This window comes from Blautia sp. AF19-10LB (genome assembly GCF_003461245.1).
GTDB classification, from domain to species: Bacteria; Bacillota; Clostridia; order Lachnospirales; family Lachnospiraceae; genus Blautia_A; species Blautia_A intestinihominis.
This window is the reverse complement of record NZ_QTWS01000021.1, coordinates 1-22,326: the sequence shown is the minus strand read 5'-3', so window position 1 is coordinate 22,326 and position 22,326 is coordinate 1. Positions and strand designations below refer to the sequence as shown.

At 40.6% G+C, this 22,326-nt stretch carries 27 protein-coding genes and 2 pseudogenes; 21 read left to right on the top strand and 8 right to left on the bottom strand.

Annotation, left to right across the window (positions count from 1 at the left end; genetic code table 11):
* The first annotated feature begins 13 nt into the window (after window positions 1-13).
* From trxB to DWX28_RS12125, 3 genes and pseudogenes are all read left to right on the top strand, one after another.
* Entirely contained in the window at window positions 14-937 is a 924-nt protein-coding gene (gene trxB / locus DWX28_RS12135; RefSeq protein ID WP_118252842.1) for a thioredoxin-disulfide reductase, read from the top strand.
* 453 nt (window positions 938-1,390) lie between these two features.
* Window positions 1,391-1,585, top strand: a pseudogene (locus tag DWX28_RS20790) (SpoVG family protein); the annotation flags it as partial.
* Between the two features lie 60 nt (window positions 1,586-1,645).
* Window positions 1,646-2,555: pseudogene (locus tag DWX28_RS12125) on the top strand (DUF6674 family protein).
* A gap of 141 nt (window positions 2,556-2,696) precedes the next feature.
* Here the strand turns inward: DWX28_RS12125 and DWX28_RS20410 are convergent.
* From DWX28_RS20410 to DWX28_RS12100, 6 genes are all read right to left on the bottom strand, one after another.
* Window positions 2,697-3,245, bottom strand: a complete 549-nt coding sequence (locus DWX28_RS20410) for an acyl-CoA thioester hydrolase/BAAT C-terminal domain-containing protein (protein ID WP_330417661.1) — start codon at window positions 3,243-3,245, stop codon at window positions 2,697-2,699.
* Between the two features lie 74 nt (window positions 3,246-3,319).
* Complete coding sequence (locus DWX28_RS20405) at window positions 3,320-3,628, bottom strand: hypothetical protein (RefSeq protein ID WP_330417660.1); 309 nt, start codon at window positions 3,626-3,628, stop codon at window positions 3,320-3,322.
* Window positions 3,629-3,642: 14 nt separating this feature from the next.
* On the bottom strand, window positions 3,643-4,473 hold the full coding sequence (locus tag DWX28_RS12115; RefSeq protein ID WP_118252841.1) for a class I SAM-dependent methyltransferase: 831 nt from the start codon (window positions 4,471-4,473) through the stop codon (window positions 3,643-3,645).
* A 9-nt stretch (window positions 4,474-4,482) separates the two neighbouring features.
* Entirely contained in the window at window positions 4,483-5,040 is a 558-nt protein-coding gene (locus DWX28_RS12110) for a hypothetical protein (RefSeq protein WP_243002421.1), read from the bottom strand.
* A gap of 141 nt (window positions 5,041-5,181) precedes the next feature.
* Window positions 5,182-5,676 (bottom strand): hypothetical protein, encoded by a 495-nt coding sequence (locus DWX28_RS12105; RefSeq protein WP_118252840.1) that lies wholly within the window; start codon window positions 5,674-5,676, stop codon window positions 5,182-5,184.
* Window positions 5,676-6,377, bottom strand: coding sequence for an L-2-amino-thiazoline-4-carboxylic acid hydrolase (locus DWX28_RS12100; RefSeq protein ID WP_118252839.1), 702 nt, complete (start codon window positions 6,375-6,377; stop codon window positions 5,676-5,678). The genes DWX28_RS12105 and DWX28_RS12100 overlap by 1 nt, the downstream gene beginning before the upstream one ends.
* Window positions 6,378-6,615: 238 nt before the next feature.
* On the opposite strand from DWX28_RS12100, the gene DWX28_RS12095 reads away from it, so the two are divergent.
* The 4 genes from DWX28_RS12095 (at window position 6,616) to DWX28_RS12080 (ending at window position 10,719) form a co-directional block, all read left to right on the top strand.
* On the top strand, window positions 6,616-7,518 hold the full coding sequence (locus DWX28_RS12095; RefSeq protein WP_118252838.1) for a hypothetical protein: 903 nt from the start codon (window positions 6,616-6,618) through the stop codon (window positions 7,516-7,518).
* Between the two features lie 132 nt (window positions 7,519-7,650).
* The gene (locus tag DWX28_RS12090; protein ID WP_059085781.1) at window positions 7,651-8,040 is read left to right on the top strand and encodes a BlaI/MecI/CopY family transcriptional regulator; all 390 of its coding nucleotides are present in this window, start codon (window positions 7,651-7,653) and stop codon (window positions 8,038-8,040) included.
* Between the two features lie 6 nt (window positions 8,041-8,046).
* Window positions 8,047-9,795, top strand: a complete 1,749-nt coding sequence (locus DWX28_RS12085) for a M56 family metallopeptidase (RefSeq protein WP_118252837.1) — start codon at window positions 8,047-8,049, stop codon at window positions 9,793-9,795.
* 57 nt (window positions 9,796-9,852) lie between these two features.
* Window positions 9,853-10,719, top strand: a complete 867-nt coding sequence (locus DWX28_RS12080) for a DUF2971 domain-containing protein (protein WP_118252836.1) — start codon at window positions 9,853-9,855, stop codon at window positions 10,717-10,719.
* A 276-nt stretch (window positions 10,720-10,995) separates the two neighbouring features.
* Here the strand turns inward: DWX28_RS12080 and DWX28_RS12075 are convergent, their stop codons facing one another.
* Window positions 10,996-12,438 carry a hypothetical protein gene (locus DWX28_RS12075; RefSeq protein WP_118252835.1) on the bottom strand — a complete coding sequence of 481 codons (1,443 nt, stop codon included), beginning with the start codon at window positions 12,436-12,438 and terminating at the stop codon, window positions 10,996-10,998.
* Window positions 12,435-12,914: a sigma-70 family RNA polymerase sigma factor gene (locus DWX28_RS12070; protein ID WP_059085784.1), complete on the bottom strand. Its 480-nt coding sequence runs from the start codon at window positions 12,912-12,914 to the stop codon at window positions 12,435-12,437. Before DWX28_RS12070 ends, DWX28_RS12075 begins: the two co-directional genes overlap by 4 nt.
* Window positions 12,915-13,294: 380 nt before the next feature.
* Here DWX28_RS12070 and vanR point away from each other — a divergent pair, with 380 nt between their 5' ends.
* From vanR to DWX28_RS20780, 14 genes are all read left to right on the top strand, one after another.
* The gene (vanR, locus tag DWX28_RS12065) at window positions 13,295-13,990 is read left to right on the top strand and encodes a VanR-ABDEGLN family response regulator transcription factor (RefSeq protein WP_070101381.1); all 696 of its coding nucleotides are present in this window, start codon (window positions 13,295-13,297) and stop codon (window positions 13,988-13,990) included.
* A 16-nt stretch (window positions 13,991-14,006) separates the two neighbouring features.
* Window positions 14,007-14,516 (top strand): VanZ family protein, encoded by a 510-nt coding sequence (locus DWX28_RS12060; RefSeq protein ID WP_118252834.1) that lies wholly within the window; start codon window positions 14,007-14,009, stop codon window positions 14,514-14,516.
* A gap of 13 nt (window positions 14,517-14,529) precedes the next feature.
* Window positions 14,530-15,594 (top strand): sensor histidine kinase, encoded by a 1,065-nt coding sequence (locus DWX28_RS12055; RefSeq protein WP_012744236.1) that lies wholly within the window; start codon window positions 14,530-14,532, stop codon window positions 15,592-15,594.
* A 139-nt stretch (window positions 15,595-15,733) separates the two neighbouring features.
* The gene (locus tag DWX28_RS12050) at window positions 15,734-16,621 is read left to right on the top strand and encodes an ABC transporter ATP-binding protein (RefSeq protein WP_118252833.1); all 888 of its coding nucleotides are present in this window, start codon (window positions 15,734-15,736) and stop codon (window positions 16,619-16,621) included.
* A 1-nt stretch (window position 16,622) separates the two neighbouring features.
* Window positions 16,623-17,867 carry an ABC transporter permease subunit gene (locus tag DWX28_RS12045; protein ID WP_118252832.1) on the top strand — a complete coding sequence of 415 codons (1,245 nt, stop codon included), beginning with the start codon at window positions 16,623-16,625 and terminating at the stop codon, window positions 17,865-17,867.
* A gap of 393 nt (window positions 17,868-18,260) precedes the next feature.
* Complete coding sequence (locus DWX28_RS12040; protein WP_059085790.1) at window positions 18,261-18,593, top strand: DUF3784 domain-containing protein; 333 nt, start codon at window positions 18,261-18,263, stop codon at window positions 18,591-18,593.
* Window positions 18,594-18,693: 100 nt separating this feature from the next.
* On the top strand, window positions 18,694-18,897 hold the full coding sequence (locus DWX28_RS20785) for a PF20097 family protein (RefSeq protein ID WP_015524992.1): 204 nt from the start codon (window positions 18,694-18,696) through the stop codon (window positions 18,895-18,897).
* A gap of 88 nt (window positions 18,898-18,985) precedes the next feature.
* Window positions 18,986-19,963 carry a hypothetical protein gene (locus tag DWX28_RS12030; protein ID WP_118252831.1) on the top strand — a complete coding sequence of 326 codons (978 nt, stop codon included), beginning with the start codon at window positions 18,986-18,988 and terminating at the stop codon, window positions 19,961-19,963.
* A gap of 58 nt (window positions 19,964-20,021) precedes the next feature.
* A complete protein-coding gene (locus DWX28_RS12025; protein ID WP_118069951.1) occupies window positions 20,022-20,210 on the top strand; it encodes a hypothetical protein in 189 nt (62 codons plus the stop codon).
* Window positions 20,211-20,269: 59 nt separating this feature from the next.
* Window positions 20,270-20,602 carry a DUF1648 domain-containing protein gene (locus DWX28_RS12020; protein WP_118069953.1) on the top strand — a complete coding sequence of 111 codons (333 nt, stop codon included), beginning with the start codon at window positions 20,270-20,272 and terminating at the stop codon, window positions 20,600-20,602.
* Window positions 20,603-20,694: 92 nt separating this feature from the next.
* The gene (locus DWX28_RS12015; protein WP_055056114.1) at window positions 20,695-21,075 is read left to right on the top strand and encodes a DUF4825 domain-containing protein; all 381 of its coding nucleotides are present in this window, start codon (window positions 20,695-20,697) and stop codon (window positions 21,073-21,075) included.
* 80 nt (window positions 21,076-21,155) lie between these two features.
* Window positions 21,156-21,350, top strand: a complete 195-nt coding sequence (locus DWX28_RS12010) for a zinc ribbon domain-containing protein (protein WP_055056113.1) — start codon at window positions 21,156-21,158, stop codon at window positions 21,348-21,350.
* Between the two features lie 61 nt (window positions 21,351-21,411).
* Window positions 21,412-21,891 carry a hypothetical protein gene (locus DWX28_RS12005; RefSeq protein ID WP_118252830.1) on the top strand — a complete coding sequence of 160 codons (480 nt, stop codon included), beginning with the start codon at window positions 21,412-21,414 and terminating at the stop codon, window positions 21,889-21,891.
* 25 nt (window positions 21,892-21,916) lie between these two features.
* Window positions 21,917-22,015 (top strand): hypothetical protein, encoded by a 99-nt coding sequence (locus tag DWX28_RS20780; protein WP_158565314.1) that lies wholly within the window; start codon window positions 21,917-21,919, stop codon window positions 22,013-22,015.
* Window positions 22,016-22,326 lie beyond the last annotated feature (311 nt).

Sequence of the window (22,326 nt, the reverse complement as noted above, 5' to 3'; positions counted from 1 at the left end):
GGAGGACTGCTGTATGAATGAAAATCATGTTTACGATATGATTATCGTAGGGGGAGGACCTGGAGGGTATACTTCAGCATTATACGCAGCCAGAGCAGGACTTGATACAATTGTTATAGAAAAATTATCTGCAGGTGGTCAGATGTCATTGACCTGGCAGATTGATAACTATCCTGGTTTTGAAAATGGAATTGACGGATTTTCATTGGCAGAGAAAATGCAAAAACAGGCGGAAAAATTTGGCGCTAAAAGTGAATATGCTGAAGTTTTTAATATGGATTTAACAGGAAAGCTTAAGAGAGTAGAAACTAGTTCGGGAATTTATATTGGGAAAACAGTAGTGATTGCTACTGGAGCAAATCCAAGAGAACTTGGTCTCGCTAAAGAAAAAGAATTGATAGGTCATGGGGTTGCTTATTGTGCCTCCTGTGATGGTATGTTTTATAAAGATAAGATCGTGGTGGTTGTTGGTGGTGGAAATTCTGCTGTATCAGATGCTGCTCTTTTAAGTCGAATTGCTAAGAAAGTCATCATTGTTCATCGTAGAGATACATTACGTGCAACGAAAATCTACCATGACCAGCTGATGAAAACTGAAAATATAGAGTTTCGATGGAATAGTACAGTAAAAGAACTGCTTTATGGAGAACGATTGACTGGTGTGCGGTTGAAAGATACAGTTACAGGAGAAGAAAACATTATAGAATGTGACGGCCTGTTTGTGAGTATAGGAAGAAAACCGACAACAGATTTTTTAGATAATCAGATAGAACTGGATAATAAAGGATATATTGTGGCAGGTGAAAACACTGAAACGAGTATTCCAGGTGTTTATGCTGTAGGAGATGTCAGAACAAAGTTACTTCGTCAGATAGTAACAGCAGTGGCAGATGGTGCTATGGCAGTACATATGGCAGAAGAGTATGTGGAGAAATAATAATCAGAATTTGAATAGTGAACTTTTTATACTGAAATATGTACGATTTCAATAATGACATGAACTTATGGGAACGTATTGCGGATACTTTGTGAACTTTATCCTGATACAATGATTATGCTGATGAAAGAAGGCATAGATAACTGAATACAAGAAAGAGACAAAAGCCTCAGTAGTTAGGAAAAAAACTACTGGGGCTTTTTTTCGTGCCTGAATTTCTCGGCCAATAACTGCGGGGATGTCCCGGCAGGATAAAGGTGGAGCAGGCATGATCCTAAACAGAGGTCCGCCTTCTGAATTAGAAACGAGCAACAAGATTTCAAATTCAGGAGGAACGGATATGTATATTGAACACCCATATTTTTATGAAGGAAAGTACTACGCAAATATTGATGGAGAAATGATTGAGATTACAAAAGAAGTTGCGTATGCGATGAACAATTTTTACAGAAGCAGCAAGGCAAGCCAATCTATCAGGATATCTGCTATCCGGTCACAAAGGATTTCAGGGAAAAACTCTACAAGGAGATTATCTCTGAATATGAGAAAGCAAAGGATAAGAGCAACGAAAAGGCGAGGGAGAGTGCCGAGAAACAGCATGGCAATCCCGATAAAGAGAAGGACAAAGAGGCAACACCCTTTCGATAATTAGTAATCAGAGTACAGGGGCGGCCATGGCTGCCCCATTTACAGAATGGAGGAAACAGAATGGATATAGAAGCAGGAAAAACACTTACCAATGAGGAGGTCATAAGAGAACTTCTCGAATTATTAAAGAAAAATGCCATGAAAGAGCAGGCAAACAATGTATTTGAGATATGCAGCTATGTGGATGGACTGGAGAAAAAGATTGATTCCATGAAGGAAGAACTCACCAATATGCAGAACCAGATCAAAGAAATGCAGGAAGATACTCTTGTCAATAATGCTAAAAAGGCATTGTCAGAAGCACAGGAGCGACTTAATGTCAGATGTGAGCAGATAAAGTCACAGGTATCAGAAGTGAAAGCACAGGTCAAATCTACTGCTAAGAGTATAGTCGAAGAAGCAAAGGAAAAGGGAAGAGCTGCGTTATACAGGGTGTCTGAGTTCTTAGGAATTAAGAAAAGACTTCTTGATATCCGGGAGAATGTAAGAGGTGCAATCAAGACCACGGATAAGGATATAGCAAAAACAGCACTTCTTGCAAAAGGATTTCGTGAAGCCGGGCAGACAGCAGCCAATGCATTTCGTACTTTTGCTGATAAGCCGGAGGTGGATTATTCACAGAAAGAGCAGAAACATCCCATTACAAAGGCAGTACTTGCTCCGATGAAAGCAGTGAAAAAGATGCTTGTATCAATGGAACTTCATCTGGATGCATCTATTGATAAGCTGGATAATCTGGCTATGAATGTGCAGCTTGATAAGGAAAAGCATATGGAGAATGCTAAGGTGCAGGAACAGACGGAACCGGAGAGGGCAGAAGCTGAGCGAGTGGAAGCAGAGATTGTATATTCACCGATGGTCGCTGAGCCGCAGGAGTATCAGTATAATGCAGATGCATTTGAGGCTAGAGGTGAAGCAGGAAGCGGCACATAAGGAAGTATCGAAGGTAAGAGAAGATAAAGCCAGATAGTTTTGAGGACGTGGGAGAGATTCTGCGTCCTTTTTTAATGCGGAACAATTCGTATTCGTACCGTAGCGAACACCGCTGTCAGCTGGTTTCGGAAGGACAGCACAAACAGCGTCCACATGCCGAAAGGCATTCCCAAATAGGTCACTTTTTGTCCCTCCAATCGCATATCACGTGGGTCATGCGGCGGTCAATGTCAATGCGAGCCGTTTTGCACTCCTTGGGATATTTTTTCGCAGCGGTGAATGCCAGCTTGACAAACAGTGCCGAGCCAACAGGCAGCATGGTCCTGAGCATACCATCGGGGAAAACAAAATGCGTGCCGTGCTCATATATAACCGCCTCAACTGCGCAGGTATGCGGTTGCTCCGCAAGGCGTTTCTCCATGCGGCGGATATATTTTGCGGTGTCCCAAAGTGCATCATCCTCCGCGCAGACAAGGAACAGCTTACCGCGGATATTCTCGACCTTTATGAATTCCTCCTCAGTGATCGGATGCACCGTTTCAGAGTCGTCAAACAGCTTGCGGGAGGCAATCATATTGCCGGTGCGTTTGGACTCCTCCGAGATTATGCGCCAATAGTCAGGGTGCTGATAGCAAAACGGCATGTATGGCAAGGGCTTTCCTTTGTAAGAAAAGAGTGATTCTCCCTCGATTGGCCATTCCTTGCAGCCATCCTTTTTGCCCTGCATGAACCCCTTCCACACAAAGTCGCTGGGTGTCTTTGCAATGGTTAGAGAAATGTCGCTGAATATCGATGCTGCCGTCAGGCGAGGGTACCTGTCGTTGAGGCTCCCGCAATGCCTATTTTTTCGTTTCCGTGTAATTTGAGCCATGCCATTGCTTTTTCGATGCATTCAAGGGGATGGTTGTGATGACCGTAGTCCTTTTTCCCGGGCGACATAGTCAATACGTTCACACCGAGGCGAATCAGCCACTTCACCGCCGAGTGCGCCATATAATCCTCGGGGTCGTCGCCGAGCATGGCGATGACGGTGCAGTCCGATCCGTCCTTGCACGCCCAATACGCGCCATAAAAGCCATCGCTTTCAACATCAAAGTGGATGCGTTTCATTCAAAACACCTCTTTCAAAAGTTAATCTTTACAATCTGCATCTTCATCATTCCGTCACCGACTTTTGCAAGAAGCCGGAAAAATTCGCTGACGGATGGGTCTTTCAAATCGGTGTAGCCCAGCATATAGCCTCGACTGGTGACCTGCAAGCGGCTATCCCACGCACTGATCTCTTGGGGAGCGTCCGAAACCGCAAAATATGCGCCGACATCTTTGATTTTCGCGCTTTTGAGCCATGTTTTTGCAATCATCTTCACCGCCGTCCGATTTGCAGCGTCAAACACCAGCACACTGCCCGGAAAAGCGTCTGCCATTTGCTGTACCAGCGCCTTGACCTGCTCAGTTAAAAAGTAGTAGAACACCCCGGAGGAAAAGAATACCGCGCCGTTTGAAGAGTCAATTTTTCTAAACCATTCGGTATTGTTCAAATCGCATGGGATATTTTCCTCACGCTCCCCGGCGGGCAAAAGCTCGTTACGCACGGCTATGACATCGGGAAAGTCCAGATTGTAAATTTTACAGCTGCCGTTGTCGCAGCTTCTTCCAGTGCTGTCCAGCCCGCAGCCCAGATTGATCACCGCTGCATGGGGGTGAGATTTCAGATAATCCCGCACCTCAAAAGCAAGGTCATTCTGCCGCATGGCCACCTCCAGTGAACCGAAACGCTGCATCAGGCCGCGGGAGTTTTTTTCCGCCTCTGAAAAATCGTAGTCGATCTCGTCAATCAGGCGAACTGCTGTTTCGTCCCGATAGAGATTCGGGTATAGTTCTGAGCAGACCTTCCGCGCATACAGCGGAATGATCAGCGTCTCCTGTACGGTGTTTTTCTCGATTTTGTATTTCATGGGTATCACTCACTTTCTGATAAATGGCAGTTCCGGCATACAGTCACGCTCGGCGATGTGTGCCAGCATTTCGGCGAACCCCTTTGGATCGCGAATCTGATATTGCATGTGATCGTATCCCTCAAACACGGGATAATGGCCGCAGGGGTAGGCTTCCATCACTGCTTGACGGTATTTGAAATGATCTTCTATACTGCCAAACTCGAAATAGGTATGTTTTTGCAATTCTTTTGAAAGCGGCGGAAAGGGTTTATCCTCCAAACTGTCCGAAATCTGCCGCCGCAAATTTGTATAGGTCAGATTTTTCCCTGCGTCTATAAAATACGACTTTATGGAATCGTCGTCACACCACAGTATCTTTTTCAGCGTACCGCCCTTCGACCAATATAGGCTCTTGATGGCAAAATACAGAAACAGCGTCATGATACGGCGCGTGCCCTTTCCGATTTGGGCGAACTGCTCGCCGTCAAAGAAAGCGTACTCCACGGGCAGCTTCGTCTGCGTCAGAAACGCCATGGCAAGGTCTGCACCGATGGAAGAAGCGACCACCATCGCCAGCCGCTCCACGCCCTGTCGATGCAGAAATATCGATCCTGCAAATACCTCGCAATCGGTTCGGTGCTCGCTCCTGTCACACCCATTGCATGAAAGAACAGCACGGCAGGATTCCTCCTGTCGCCATATGTTTGAAACAGCATTTCTATCACCTCATATTTTCATAAAAAGCATCATAATCGCCGCCAGTGCTGCTGAAATGACCGCCATACCAATTGTGCCGAACAGCCACTTTTTGCCCTTATCCTTGGCTGTAATGTAGGGTTTCAGGTCTTCCGTTCCCGGAATTTCCCATGCGTTCGTATGTCCTACCCAATAGCCGTCAACCAAAAATCGGTCTATGAGATTCATAACGGACAGTATGACCAGCAGCTGCCAAAAGCCCTGAACGAAGCCCTTTGCGCCGTTGAGCGCATAGACGCAGACCAGCACATAGGCGATGTATCCGGGGACGCAGACAGCTTTGAAAATCAAAGCATTTCGCTTGATTTTCGCGTGTGTTGTAAGTCCCAGCGTTACGCACCGCTCCTGCACCTCCTGGCTGTAAAGATGCACCATGCTCACCGCGCCCTTGCGGATACCGATGGCGCAAACCAAAATGAGCAGAACGCCCAGCCCGATGCCTTCCAAAATCACCTGTAAAAGCATTACCGATTCCTCCTGAAGCCCGCCTCATCCCGGTATTCGGGATGTCCCTTCAAGTACGGGTCTTTATCGCCGCAGATGGTGTAGTCGCATCGGCAGCCGTCCACGCAGGTGTTCGTCCGTATAAGCCTTGCATGGAGCAGCTCCATAGACGCAAAGTCCACATTACACAGGGCGGGCATAATATCCGTAAGACCGTGCTTGATAGCAAACTCCGCTGTCGGGCACGCCGTAAATTCATAATAAATAGGCTTGTCGGTTTCATAAGGCGCAACCGACATCTCGTAATCGTGCCATTTGTCGCAGCCGCTTTTCGCACGAACAAACGCCCTGTACATCAGCTTCCTCCAGAACGGCTTGTTGCAGTCCACAATTTTCAGCTTGCGGAAAGTTGGAAGAATCTGATTTTCCTCCATCTCTTCGATTTCACGGAACGAAGTAACTGCTTTGCAGACCACATAATAGCTCATGATGGCGATGCAGTCGTAGGTGCCGCCTACGCTGTTGTGGAAGTTCTTTTTGCCGCCCAAGTCGGTGCGCCAGTCGGAGAGAAAGACCGCGTACTGCCGCTGCACCTTTTCCCATACTGTCTCCCACTCCGCTTCCGGATAGTGCAGGGCGATTTTTGCCAGGATTTCTTTCTTGCAAGGCTTTGAATATAGCACATGGCTTTTGCGGTCGAATAGAAGCTCGTTGTCCTTCATCTGATTGCCTCCCTCCTTGTTCTTGGTAGTTTTTGACACTACCTTGGAGAAGGCGAAGGACGTGTTTATGAAAGTGATGAAGATCCTCTGGATTTATATAGCCCAGTGGAAGGAAAAATAGAAATTAAACTGAGATGATAAAAAAATATATAAAAAAGAATTGACAATTATATTCTACAGTTGTAGAATATAATCAACTTCTACAGATGTAGAAAATAAAATTCTAGGAGAATCCACGATGAAGACAAAATTTATGACACTTATGACGGTAGCCACACTTGGGATTTTTTCAGCTGCAACGGTTATGGCAGCAGGAAATAACGATTTCTATACACAGCCGCCGGCTGGATCTGAATGGGAAAAAGCAGATACGGAAGGTACCTATGCAAGCTATACGAACGGAAATGATTATGTAAATATCTATAAATATTCACTGGAGGATGTCAAAACAGGGATTGCCAAATGCAATGACACATACGATGCCTGCTATCAGACAATTTATTCAGAGGGAAACAGCCTGTATATGGCAGTGGGATATGCAAAAGATGCAGATGACATCAGTGACGTCAGAAAATTTGTAGAATATATTTCGTATCCTGGAAATCCTTCACTTACCAGACAGGAGAATGAAAACCAGACCGATGATTCTTCTGATGATTCTGATAAGGCAACTACAGATACTGCCAGTCAGAAGTCAGGAGGAGATTCAGATTCCTCCGATACAGAAGAAAATGCTTCTGCAAAATCCTCGGACAGCAATGATGATTCCGATATCCTTTCTACTTCACCAATGACATTAGTTGACAGTGATGGAAATACCATTGAGATTACTTACATTCTTCACAAAGATTATTCTTGTGAATATCGTGGAGATGATGGAATGAACTATACCGATAATGGGGATGAGACTTATACCGACGAAAATGGAAATACCTACTCAGCTCTGAATGATGATACTCATCATCTGGGACATACGTTGGAACAGCATGACCTTCAGGATGCAAACGGTAATACTGTGACGGTTACGGAAACTACAAATGGTGATTATTATTTCCAGGATGAAAATGGTACAGGATTTACGGACAACGGAGACGGGACATGGAGTGATGAAAATGGCAGCAGTTATACAGAAATAGACTGATAGTGGTCAGTAGCTGCAGGAATGGCAAGGGCATTTGCAAATTGTGCAAAAGCCCTTGCCATTTCCGTGAACCGTGGTAAAATAGAGTTATTCCTACATTTGTAGAAAATATGTAACAGGAGGTATGAAAAAGTGAAAAAAACTTACCAGAGACTTCCGGAATCAGAGCTGGATATTATGCTCGTTCTTTGGAATAATACTCCGCCGATGACCAGACCGGAGATTGAGAAAGTGATCACTATGAAGAAAAAACTTGCATCAACAACAATTTTGTCATTGCTGACCAGATTGGAGAACAAAAATTTCGTGGAAGTGACGAAACAGGGAAAAATGAATCTGTATACACCCCTGGTTTCGCAGTCAGATTATCAGGCACATGAAAGCCAGAGTGTTCTTGAGAAACTTTATGGGAATTCACTAAAAAAGTTTGTAACTTCACTTTATCATGGAAAGAAGATCAGCTCAGAAGAAGTCCAGGATCTCAGTGAATTTCTTAAGAACCTGGAGGACAGGGAGGAATAGCGAATTATGGAGGTTTTCATTCTACACATTCTGAAACTGAATGTTATTGCAGCAGTAGTAATTTTACTGGTAAAAGTGCTTGCGACTCTGTTTAAAGGACGTGTATCAGCGAGATGGAAGTACCTTATCTGGCTGTTGATTACGATAAGCCTTTGTGTTCCGGTGCGCCTTCCGGCGAATCTGGCACTGGTGGATTTCAAAGTACTTAGAAGCAGTCAACAGAATACGCAAAGCCCGAAGATAACGGATTACGCAGTCAGACCAGAGGAAAGTCAGAAGATAACAGAAAACGTATCATCTGCGAGCAAAGACATGAAAAATCTGACAGAAATCCCGGAACAAAAGAGAACTGTCAGGTACGAATCAGATAAATGGCTGGGAATTGTGGCTGTGATTTTTGCTGCTGTCTGGCTGAGCGTAGCGGTACTTAAACTGACAGGAGAATTGCTGGCATATTATTTTTCTATAAGGAATCTGGAACGGATGAGTCTACAGGTAAGTGATACGGTGAGTATTCAGATGTACCGTGCAGCGTGTCAAAAGAAGCACGTACGCAGAATACCGGAACTCAGGCAAAACGCAGGTCTTACCACACCGCTTCTTGCAGGACTTTTACATACAAAATTGTATCTACCAGCAACCGGGTATTCAGCAGAAGAAAGAAAACTTATCTTTTACCATGAACTTACACATTATTGCCATCGGGATCTCTGGTATAAGATGCTCCTTCGAATCTGTGCATCGATATACTGGTTCAATCCCTTTCTTCTTATCATGCTGAAAGAAGCGGATAAGGATATTGAAAATCTGTGTGATACAGCGGTTGTTCGCAGAGTTAATAAAAAGGAACATAAATTATATCGACAGCTGCTTCTCAGGACAGTGGCCATGGAAAATCAGATTCCATATGTGACAGCAAGTCTTAATGACAGCGAAATGGTGTTTAAAGATCGGATTCTGTATATGGTGAACATTCGGAAACTCCGCAAAGGAATTCTTCCGGGAATTCTTGTGACGCTGCTGCTTGCAGGCGGTAATCTGGTATTTAATGTCTCTGCCGGGACAGATACAGTTTCAGTAGAGACGGAGAAGTCTGGTATTGAAAAAAATGCAGATCCAGAGAAAAATAATGTACCGGATTATGCACCGTTTTCTGAAATGGTAACTATGCAGAAAGCTGCTGAAACACAGGACGAAGGAGGAGTGACAGAGAATACAGATACAGAGGATTCTGTAGATGAAGAGGAAAAAGCGGATGCGGAAACAAATGATGAACCTGCCATGGAAAACAGCGGACAGGTAAGTGAAACGACCGATGATGGAATTACCTCTGACAACAACGAGTCTGTTTCATCTTATGAAAATCTGCCAGCAGGCGTACCATATACCAGTGGATTCACTACTACTTTCGGTGTAGCATCAATTGTAGCACCGGGTGAAGGAGATGAAGAATCCAGAGTTCTTTACGATAACGGAGATGGGACCTATTCTGATGCTTATGGGAGCCGATACAGTTATCAGGGAGATGGAAACTGGGCAGATGCCAATGGAAATTCATATCGTACTTGGAATGACGAAGGTTATCATTTCGGAAACCAACTGGAACAGCATGAACTTCAGGGCAGTAACGGTACTGTTAATGTAATAGAAACAACAAACGGAGATTATTATTATTGTGACGCAGATGGGGTCGGATACACAGACAATGGTGACGGCACCTGGACGGATGAGAATGGGAACATCTATACAGAATAAAGGATTTGTCCGATCGATGCATATTCAAATGTTATTATTTCAGAAGAGGTATTGTATATGACCTACAATTTAGTAGAAATTCAGAAAAGACAGGAATCTACTGACAAATTTGTTCAGAAAGTTGGTAAAACTTTATGGCATTACACTTCTTTTCCAGCCTTGGATGGAATTTTAAGGAAAAAAAAGATTTGGTTTGGCAGCGCAACGAATGTGAATGATGCAAAAGAAGTGATTGGGTTTATTGATAACCTGAAGCAGAACATTGAGAACGGTCTTACCCAAAGCAATATAAAACCCAAATGTGATGTTGATAAAATATTTAAAGAAATATATGACAGAACATCGCAAAAACACCTTTTTATGTTCTGTTTGTCACAGGCATTAGACGATGCAGCTCAATGGGACCGCTATGCCGATCATGGACGTGGTGTTGCAATAGAATTCAATACCGAAGCATTGCACAATCTGTTATATTATCATGGGATGATCATTGGCGAACAGTATTATACTCAGGAGACCAGGGATCATGAATTATACAAATTATTGTCTTCATATATTTCCACTGGAATTCTGGAAGGATTTTCCAACTTAGATGGATTCATTGATAATTTAGCATTATGTGCCCTTATTCACAAACATCCTACATTTACTGCTGAAAAGGAAATCCGAATCGCACCATATTTTGTAACGGACAACGATCCTCATATCGAATACAAAACATTCAATATAATAAAAGAGTTCTACATTTTAGATTTACAAAAAGTCTTAGAAACAGAAAATATGCACAGGGAAGATATTATCAATTCAATTATTATCGGACCACGTTCATCCCAGAATCCAAAAGATTTGGAAAACTACTGCAGACATCTTGGGTTGCATAAACTGGCTCAAAATATAAAAGTATCTGATTGTCCATTGCGTTAATAGATAAGAGGTTCCACTTACAGTGTGGAATCTCTTTTTCTGTCGAAACTCATCTAATGATTTTTGTTGTTGTCGGTTGCTTCATATAGTACACTGTCGTTATAATTATTAACCGGCAATGGAAAGAATGAGGAAATCGTATTGGATACCACAGATTACACTTCATGTGCAGAGATCGAAGAAGCAAAGAAAGCGTTTTTCGAAACCAAAAGGAATCGAAAAACGCTTTTTCATATATGACATATAAAAAAATGGGATCATAAACGATAGCATATATTATTTGCGAATATCTACTAGTCCCTTTTTCAGTATATATTCAGAGAACTCATATGAAGCTCCGTCTCCAGTCACATTCAGATACAGATTTTTGAGGTCGCTTTCATTTACGATCCAGGCCATGTTCAGCTGTACACTTTCGCCTGGTTTTATAGAGGAAATGTAGTTTCCACCATTGCCATAATTTTCAGAGACACTATAATATACCATTTCTCCAGTCTTTGCCACGCCGTCCCAGCTAATGTAGTCATAGCCATCGCCGGCCTGTTCTGTTGGAATGTAAAGCTGTACTTTTCCATTTCCCTTAGTCAGGGTCAGTAAAGCACCAAGATAAAGCATATGGTCGATTTCCTCATTTGAATGATTGGTATAGGTAACTGTAACATAGACCAGTTTCTGATTCACTTCCTCTGACTTCACAATTTCATCCAGGGAATCGATTCCGTCGCCAGATTTCACATAATTCAATGTGTTTGTAGATAGCTTTCCATCAGCATCAATGGCTTCCGCCCATTCTTGTGGTATTTTGTCCGGATCGAGAAGCTGAAGATCATCAGAAATTTGAACAGAATCTACCTTTGCAGAAATCGTTTTTTCCAGATATTCACCATTTGTGTTTTCACCAATCACATCCAGATCAAAGGTGTCACCAATTTGGTAAATGGGTAGTTTTTTCTCATTTACAGAAGTACTTATTTCATCATTATCATCTTCTGTCTTTTCAGATATCATCTCTCCGCTCCATGTAGGCAATCCGGCGGTCTTTACCATAGTCGTGTTTCCCTCAATCACCAGATTTTCTGCAACTTTTATGGCTTCATTCTTTGACACATCATCTCCGATGTAGATCATAAGCACACGATATAAATCCGGGCAGACAAGATAAATTCTCTGGTTAAGAGCCCCGTTTTCGGTAATGCTATTATATTTGAGATATATCCCCTGGTATTTTCCAAATGTACGCTCTTCACTATCAATAACATTCTGATCCTGTACTACCTGTCCCAGATCATTTTTATCCAACAGGACAAATGAAAAACTGAACCCGCCAGTCATGCCATGCTCAGGATATTGGAGATGGTACTCGTCAATCCAGCTCATGCCCTCCGGAACATATTTAGCAGACAGATCTACCTCTGGGACCTCATCTGGAAGCACGGTCTTCTTTGCTGCATCACCAGCATCAATTTTGACTGAAACACCATAAGAACCCTGTTTTTCCAAAAACCAGTGATACAGATTTACTCCTGCATATACTGCCGTGGAAACTGCCAGCGCACACGCAGCTGCCACTGCGGCAACTTTCGGAGCTGTCCATCGTTTTCTTCTTCGCAGATTCGCCACTTTATTATCCGCCAGCTGCTTTGCTACCTCATTTTGAATCATATTATGGATAAAATCCGGTGTTTCGGGAATATCGTTTTTCATATCTTCTAATCTCATATTGACACCTCCTGTAATTCCTGCCTTAATTTTCCTCTTGCCCTTGCAAGTCTCTTTTGAACGGCACCTTCCGATATTTCAAGGATCTGGGCGATTTCTTTTACACTGAAATCTTCTATATAGTATAGAATAACGGGTAAACGCAGTTCCTCTTTTAAGGAATTTACGGCTGTATACAATTCACTGTAATTCTTTGTTTTTTCTGATTCCGGTTCCTGTCTGTCAGCCAGATTTTCCAATGGGATAAATTTACTGGATTTACGCACAAGGCTGTAACATTCGTTGATTAAGATACGGATTAACCAGGTCCGGGCATAGTTATCGTTTTTTAATGTGCCGACGTTGGAAAAAGCCTTCACAATTGTTTCTTGAATAGCATCTGCACAGTCATAGTCACTAAATAAAATTGTTTTTGCAGTTGAGTATAATTGTCTTTCTGAATCTAGGATCAGAGATCCAAGTTGTTCCTTTGTCATTTAAACACCACCTTTTTTTTGCCAGCCAGCATTTTCTTTACATCTATTAGACGTGCAGAAATCAAAAATATCCCTAATAATTTATTCTTTTTCTTATAAATGGACAAGTTCGTGGTTTTGCACAAAAAAATGTCTACTTTCGATAGTATTCCATAATGAAAGCAATAAAACAAGCATTTGCAAAGGGACATTGTTATAATTAAATTTGTTCATGGGTGTTATTTGTGATTACTTTCATGCTAATATGCTAATGTGCATTATCATATTAGCATGAAAAAAAGTTAGGAAAATCTTAATAATTTCTCATGCAATCCATTGTGAATTTAGATGCTGTATTTGTTATACTTAATCGAATACAAGCAAAAAGGAGAGTTGAAAATATGTCTGAAAAGATATTGATTATAGATGACGAGCAAGATATAGCGGATCTGTTGGAGGTCTACTTGAAAAACGAAAATTACGTCGTTTATAAATTTTACTGCGCAACGGATGCCATGTCGTGTATTGAAAGCGGCGACATTGATCTTGCCATTCTGGATATTATGCTCCCGGATATGAACGGCTTTTCACTTTGCCAGCTTATCCGAAAGAAGTACACTTATCCAATCATAATGCTAACGGCTAAAATTGAGGAAACGGATAAAATAACGGGGCTGACATTGGGCGCGGACGATTATGTGACAAAACCTTTTCGCCCACTTGAAGTAGTTGCCAGAGTGAAAGCGCAGTTAAGACGTTACAAGAAATATTCGCCCGGTATCATCACAGAGAAAGTTCCATCGGAACTTTCCTATAACAAATTGTGCTTGAATGTTCAAACCCACGAATGTTTGTTGGATGGGGAACCTGTTTCTCTAACCCCGACAGAATTTTCTATTCTCCACGTCCTTTTGTCAAGTGCTGGAAATGTTGTAAGCATTGAGGAACTGTTTCATGCGGTTTGGAAAGATGAATACTACTCTAAAAACAGCAGCACAATTACTGTGCATATCCGGCATCTGCGCGAGAAACTGAACGATACTTCCGATACTCCGCAGTATATTAAAACGATTTGGGGTGTCGGCTACAAAATTTAAGCGAAAGGAGAACGCTATGAAGAGAAAATCAAATTGTTTGGCAACTATTTTATTCTTAATTTATCTGGCACTTCTGGTTTGGATCATACTGTTCAAACTACAGTTTTCAATCAGTGATCTGGATAAAGTAAGGAGTATAAACCTTATTCCTTTTCACTATGACAAGGAAATTGGAGCAGCATTTCACTTAACAGAGGTACTCGAAAATTTCTTGATTTTTGTTCCTATGGGCATTTATCTTCAAATGCTTCTGCCAAGAACAAAATTATATGTGAAGTTCATGCTGATTGCTGGAACAAGTTTTTTATTGGAAACTATGCAGTATATCTTAGCAGTCGGACGTTCTGATATTACTGATGTACTCACAAATACGGCAGGTGGTCTTTTGGGGCTTGCTGTATATTCGATGGCAGCCCGGTTAATCGGAAATAGAATAAAAGCAAACAGACTGTTTTCCATTCTGGCAGGCATAGTAAGTGTTGTCGTGATTGGCCTGCTTGGCTTTCTTCTGTTTGCTAATCGGTAGGAGGTGTATTCTCATGTCGAAGAAAGAAATGACAACAGAAAAGCGCCTTAAAGTGCGCCTATACCTATCATTGCTGGTTTATACCGTTGTTGGATATGGTTTGACCCTTATTTTGGACTACATCTTTTCAAAATTTGACAACGGTATTTTTGCATGGCTCTACTGGCGGCTCGATCTGCTTTTTATTTTGTATCTGATGATCGGCTTTGTATGTATTTTCAATTACTATTGGAAAAAGCCGTGGGGCTATCTGGATGAAGTAATTGATGCGACCCAAACGGTCTATGAGCAGAACAATCATACCGTATCATTGTCTGACCCACTGAAAGAATTGGAGGCACAACTCAATCAAATCAAAATGTCTGTTCTGTTGAGCAAACGGGCTGCAAAGCAGGCAGAAGAAAAGAAAAATGAAATTATTATGTATCTGGCACATGATATACGCACCCCTCTCACAACGGTAATCGGCTATTTGAGCCTGCTCCATGAAGCCCCTGACATGCCTGAACAGCAAAAGGAAAAGTATGTAAAAGTTGCGTTGAATAAGGCAGAACGCCTTGAAAAGCTCATCAATGAACTTTTTGAAATTACCAAGTACAATGCACATACGGTCATTATCAAAAAAGAAAATATAGATTTACATTGTTTGATTGCGCAGGTAATAGATGAAATATACCCGACACTCTCTGCAAATGGCAACACGGCGGTATTTACTGCGGAGGACAACTTATCTGTGAATGCTGATCCCGAAAAGCTGGCGAGAGTTTTCAGTAACCTTTTACGAAATGCAGCGTCATATAGCTACCCGCAGACAGAGATCACTATATCCGCCAAACGGTTAGAGCATGATATACAGATCACTTTTGAAAATCGTGGAAAAACAATTCCACAGGAACAGCTTAACAGTATATTTGAAAAATTCAATCGCTTGGATGATGCTCGGCTTTCTAATACAGGTGGTGCGGGGCTTGGCCTTTCTATTGCGGAAGAAATTATACATTTACATGGTGGAAAGATTACTGCATCCAGTCAAAATGAAACCATAGACTTTGTGATTACATTACCCCTTTCCGCTTAGGAAAATAAGAATGTGATCTTAGGAATTACTTAGGAATTTAAACGTGTGATTTTTGAGATTGAAAAGCCTTTGTTCGGTACAATGATATCGAACAAGGGCTTTTTATTGTTCAGCTGAAGCAAAAGAAAGGAGTGTAAGCATGGAACTGAAAATAGAGCATTTAAGCAAGCAGTTCAAAGACAAAACAGCAGTAAATGATGTCAATCTGACGTTGACTCCCGGCGTTTGGGGACTTTTGGGGGCGAATGGTGCAGGGAAAACCACGCTCATGCGCATGATTGCTGATATTATGACACCAACCAACGGAGCGGTTTACTATGACGGAAAAGACATTCGAGAGTTAGGTGAAGTCTACCGAAGCAAGTTTGGCTTTCTGCCGCAGGATTTTGGGTATCACCGGGATTTTACGGTCAAAGATTATTTGGAGTATATGGCTGCGCTGAAAGATATTCCTACAAGGGCAACTACCAAAAAGATCAATTATTTGTTGGACATTCTTTCGCTCTCCGATGTGAAAAAGAAAAAAATCTCCAATCTGTCAGGCGGCATGAAGCGTCGTGTTGGTATTGCGCAGGCTATGTTGAACGACCCAGAGATACTTGTCATGGACGAACCGACAGCAGGACTTGATCCCGGAGAGCGTGTGCGTCTGCGGAATTTCATTTCCGAGTTTTCGCATGATCGAATCGTGTTGATTTCCACCCATATCGTATCTGACATAGAATATATTTCTACGCGCAACGCAATTATGAAAGCCGGAGAAATTGTTGACGTAGGAACCACCGCAGAACTCGTCAAGCAAATTGAGGGCAAGGTTTGGAATTGCGCAATTCCGGCCTCAAAGCTGCCGGAATGTGAAATGCGGCTGCGCATTATCAATCAGCGAGGAGAAGATCACAATCAGGTTTCTATTCGTTATCTGTCTGAACATTCGAAAATTGATGGGTCTGTTACAACGGAGCCACGATTGGAAGATCTGTATCTGTGGTTGTTCCCGCAGACAGACTTGGAAAAGGAGGACAGATAATATGCGGCTCTTTAGACTTGAACTAAAACGTATTTTGAAGTCACGGCGCGCCCTGATTTTACTTGCAATCGCACTTTTGCTTTCCGTAGCCATGGCATACCTGCCTATTTCATTTGAGGGTATCAACCGTCCAAACGAAGATGGCACGGTTACAGAATTAGATGGCTTGGCAGCTATCAAGTATAAAAAGGATTTTTATAAAACATCCGCTGGTGAAGTGACCCCGGATAGGATCAAATCGGCTTTGGAAACTTATCAAAGCTGCGTTCGAGAATATGGGCCGGTCGAGGAAGATGGCTTTCCTCTGGCTGTATATATTGAAAAAATCGTCCCGATCCGTTCCTGGCTGAATGGTCTGTCCGAAGCGTTTGCTGATCCATTAACAGGCATTGGTGCTGATTTAATGGATATTGACCCGAATGACATTGACGGAGCCTATTATGAAAAGTGCGCAGAACATTTACAGGATGTCATGCGGAACGAGCAAAGAGAAAACAAAACCGCACAGCAGAAAGCTCTTGAAAAATATTCAGAACTTGATACGCCATTTTATCTTCATTCTGGAATTTCTAAAGATGCATTTGATTATATTGAGTTTTATATTTTGTTCCTTGCTATTTTGTGCGTGGCAATCGCAGCTCCTACTTTTGCCGGAGAATATCAAACGGGCGGTGACAGCATCCTGCGAACCACCAAATACGGGCATAAACAATTAGCAATTACCAAAATTCTGGCGGCATTTACACTTTTCGTTGTTACTTTCCTTGTCGGGATCACGGTACACATTCTGATTTTAGATGCAGCGTTCGGGACGGATTGCTTAAAAACATCGTTTCAGATGCGATTCTCTATCATTAACCTGCCAAATATCAATCTGGGGCAGTTGCAGATCATTCTCGCAGCAGCGGGCTTACTTTCTGTATTAGCAACGGTTAGCTGTACGTTGTTCCTGTCTGCAAAATGTAAAGACACATTGACAGTTTTGCTGATCTCTATTGTAGTTCTTCTCATGCCGCTTTTTGCTTATGTGGCGATGGGAGGAGCAACATGGCTCTCTACCATACTTCCATCTGCCGGAATTGGTATGCAGAACAATTTCCTTTGTCAGCTTGCAAATTTCAATTATCTGAATATCGGTGGAATGAGTTTCTGGACACCGCATGTTATTTTGATTTCGGCAGGAATGGAATTATTTGTGTTTACATTCTTGGCGATTCATTCCTATTGCAGACATCAGGTAGCATAAAAGAAGTTCAAAATAGAACGAATTGATTATCTGCCGCACGACGGCAAAAGAAAAAGCAGACAATTTAGAACGGCGACTTTGATTTTCAGAGCTGCCGTTTCTTTGTGGCAACACAAACCTATGATGAATTTTCCGGAAATATTGTAGCTAATAGCATTGGTTATGTGTTGAAAATATCTGAAAAATTAATGATAGTAGAAATATAATATTAAAATAAAAAATAATATAAAAAATAATATAAAAAATTGTTTCACTATAGAGAAATATATAGTATAATACAACCATAAGAAGTGATAAAAAAATAACAAGTTGACCTAGCCAAACATAATAAGTTTTACTGTTGTGTTTGGCTTTTTTTATTTGATAGCCAGAGTGGGAAGTGAGGTGTCTACAATGATAATCTGTGTTATCTTTGATTTGGGAATGGCAGTGATTATGTTTTTATTTGGAATCAGTTTTGTAAAATCAAATGGAAAGGCCGCTGCATTTTTATCTGGCTATAATATGAAATCTACGGAAGAACGAAAACAGTATGATGAAAAAGAAATGTGCAGAGTATATGGAAATCGGATGATGTGGATGGCACTGCCATTTGTAGCCGGTGCAGCCATAGATTTATTATACAGTGGAATCGGGTGTTTTGCAGCGTGTGTAATATGGACCGTTCAATTTGTTTTATTGATGAAAGAACGTATGAAACGAGAAAAAATAGAAAAGAACATTTAGGCAAAAATTATATTCGAAAGAAGATATACAAGCTATCCAGGAACAGGATAATTCTCGGGAACAAGAGGAACTTTAATTACTTAAAGGAGATGACGTGAATATGAGATGTCCATATTGTGAAGGAAAAATGCGAAAGGGTCAGTTGCATGCGGTTGGTGCAGGGGCAGGACTGGAGTGGAAAGAAGGCTCTGAGAGTTTGCGGTTAAATACGGATCCAGAGTTGGCAGCAAGGATATCTGGAGACCGCATAGCTGCCTATAATTGTGATTTTTGCAGAAAGATTATTGTTTCTTACGAATATTGAGATTTTTAATTCTTTGAAAAATATGATTTATGTGATAGATATGGGAACTAATTAAATTTAACTATGATTAATTGTGAGAAATTAGGCAATGAAGATAAAACGTGGAGATATTTACTATATAGATTTGTATCTGGAACCTGGAAAAATTTCTGACCACAATAAAAGAAGCAATGGAACATTGTCATTTACCGGAGTGGAACTAATGGATGCTATTGTGTCAGCTGGGATGCCAGATATATATTTGAACAAGGCGAACAAAAGAAATCGTAAAGAGGAGATATATTTCAAAATTAAACTGTTTGAAACATATGTTGCTTTATCGCCAAATGGAGAACTTTTATTCGATCCTGCAAGAAAAGTCTATTTGGATAGTACAGAAATTGGTGCAATTAATTATTGGATTGGAATGATACTTACTACGGTACTTGGAAAGAAAAAATATGGTTATGAGTATATGGTTCATTTATCAATGGTATTAAAACTCAGTTCACAGTCACCCATAGAAAAACATCGATTTCTTTCAGCTAATGGAAAAACTACATACAAATCACCGGATCTAATAGCAATAAACAATTCGAACCGTTATTATGGTGTTTTCGAATCAAAAGGTTATAGCACTTATAGTTCAAATGCTATGGAACGTGGTTATATTCAAGCAAAATCAATAGATAAGATAAATGGAAAACTTCCAAAAAATTCTTTAGTTGTAATGACCGTAACAGGAAAGAGAATAGAGATAACGGAAAAAGACCCAGAGGGTGGAACGACACAGATAAAAGTCAATTTAAGTTTTCTACAAATGTATCATTATTTGCCGATCGTTGAGTTAATCATGGAATTATGTCCGGAGGAACAAGAAAACTGGACATTTGGTTCACTCGTATATGAGGAAGAAAAGTATTCTATTGGAATTCCTACAGTTTTGTATGAGGAACTTCTGCCAATAGCAGAAGGTAAGGAAGAAAATTTACTGGATGAGTTTCTTGAAAAAATTTCTTCTAAGGAAACATATTTATTAGATATCGTTCCGGATGAGGCAAGGCAGCATATTCTTCATGTAAAATAGAAATATGGAACCTTAAATCTTTATCAACAAATTAATGTAGATGTGGGAGGAAAGGGATATGAAAAAAGAATATAAGGTACTTATTTGTATTCTGGCTTTGATATTCAGCATAGGTGCGACTTACATAGGTTTTGGATTGATTGGGAGCTCTTCTATGAAATTTGGAATGAAATATGTGTGTGATTTCGTTTTTCTGATGCAAACAATAGCTACATGCTGGGTTGTTATAGAATTGCTCAAAAAGTAAGCTTATTAGAGGGCTTTGAGTAAATACCAGTATCTGACATATGAGAGGAAGGCACTGTTATGGATGGTATAAGCAGCAGGAAATTAACATGGGGAATTTGCATCGTTGGAATTGCGATTGCAATAATAAGCTTCTTTTTCTTACCGGAGATTATTCCTGTTCACTTTGCTGGAAATGGAGCAGCAGATGACTTTGGCAATAAGATGGAAATTTTTTTAATGCCGATACTTCTTCTGACAGTTACGATCTTGAGTGGTATAAAAAGTGTAAAGTATGTTCTGATGCATTCGAAAACTTGGCTAACAGTTGGTCAATATAACCTGATGATTGATTGTGTTTTAGGAACTATTTTGATTGCAGAAATTTTTATGATTTATGCTTCGTTTGTTTAAAGGCTGATCTATAAATAAAGAAGCAAATATATGGCAGTTTCTGGTTCATTGGGCAGGCTGTTTTATATCAAAGTGTGAAGAGGAGCTGGTTCATGATGAAAAAAGTAATTCCAATTATTTTATTTACGGTATCAGCAATATTGCTTTCTGCATGTGGCAGAAAAGAAGAACTGTACGAGATTCCTGACCTGTCACAGTATAAGACAGATTATGTAGGAGATTCTTCGAATGTTATAAATATTGTAAGTGGGCAAGAGTATCCGGAAGGATATTCTTATGATAGCATACAGATACAGTCTGAAACGAAGCCTTATGGATTAACAGTATTTCTAAAAGTTGAGCCGTCTGCAGTTAAGATTGAAGATGAATTGCAAGTTAATGCGGATATGACATTTGATTTGATTGGTAATTTGGAAACGCTTGATTATAAAATAGCGGATAGTAAGGAAATCATTGCATCGTATGAACGGTAGATCATTCAGTGGTTAATATTTTGTCTGCTATTATATAGTAAGAAAAATAGGAAAGCGAAACATATATTTGGAGGACAGCAATGAGAAAATGCGAAAAGTGTGGAACAGTCATGAGAGCGGATTTAAGACTTAAAGTTAATGGCGGTGGCTATGGGATCGTTGTAGATGTAGATGAAAAACAAAAAACGACAACTATAGATGATGTTAAAGTTGCAGTCTGTCCAGAGTGTGGACATACAGAAATGTATTTAGAGGATTTAACTAAATTGAAGTAAAATTAGATATGATTGAAACAGGATAAAAAATTTTGATGGAATGCTTGTGGAGAAAATAAATATGAAAAAACTTAATTATACAGAAGATTTATTGAGAGTTATCTTCTTTTGGATAGGAATATTCTTTCTTGTTTCCGGTGTCTTAAGTTTTCTTGGGATATTAAAACCAGCAGTAAACTCAGGCATTCAGAATCCAGATATGTTGGGAACAGTGTTTTCTATAACGGGAGTGCTTTTGTGTATAATAAGTGCTGCTCTTGGAATTTATACTGCAAAGCTTGATAAATTACATTTACAATTAATCGAAAATGGTACAAAAGTGAAGGGCTTGGTAGAAAAAGTATATTTGCAAAAATACACAAGATATAGAAGACAGATTCCATACAGGATTTTGTATAGTTTTACATATCATGATAAAGTGTATTATCATAAAAGCCGTTTGGTATGGGAAAAGCCGGATCTTAAGAAAGGCGACTTGATTACCGTATATGTAAATAATCTTGGTAAATCAACAGTTTATAATTGCAATGAAGCGGTCTGATATCTAGCCTCTATATTTCGGAAAAATACTGCACGATCTGTGGTTTACAGAAGAGCAGCTTCAAAGAATGCTGAGGATGAAAAATGCAAATCCATCAGATGTATGGAAATTCAGAGATTATTAATTGGACAAATCAAAAAACTTGGTAAGAGTATTTTCATAATTCTGTTCAATTTTGTCTATGTTTTCGAGAATCCTGTTCATGTACAAATGCAACTAAATTAGAGTATAATAAGGGAAAACATTGAAACTGGGTTTCCGTATTGGACATTCCTGTGATGGCAGGAATGTCCTTTACATATAGCGGTAAATTCTGAAGTAGTTGGCATAGAAGTTCATGAGGTAGTTGACGTATGCTTTAAATCTTTTCATTTCGTTTTCCTCCCTATATAGTCAAGTCTTTTTTCCTTGAAAATCAAGGATTTTTTAGTGTTT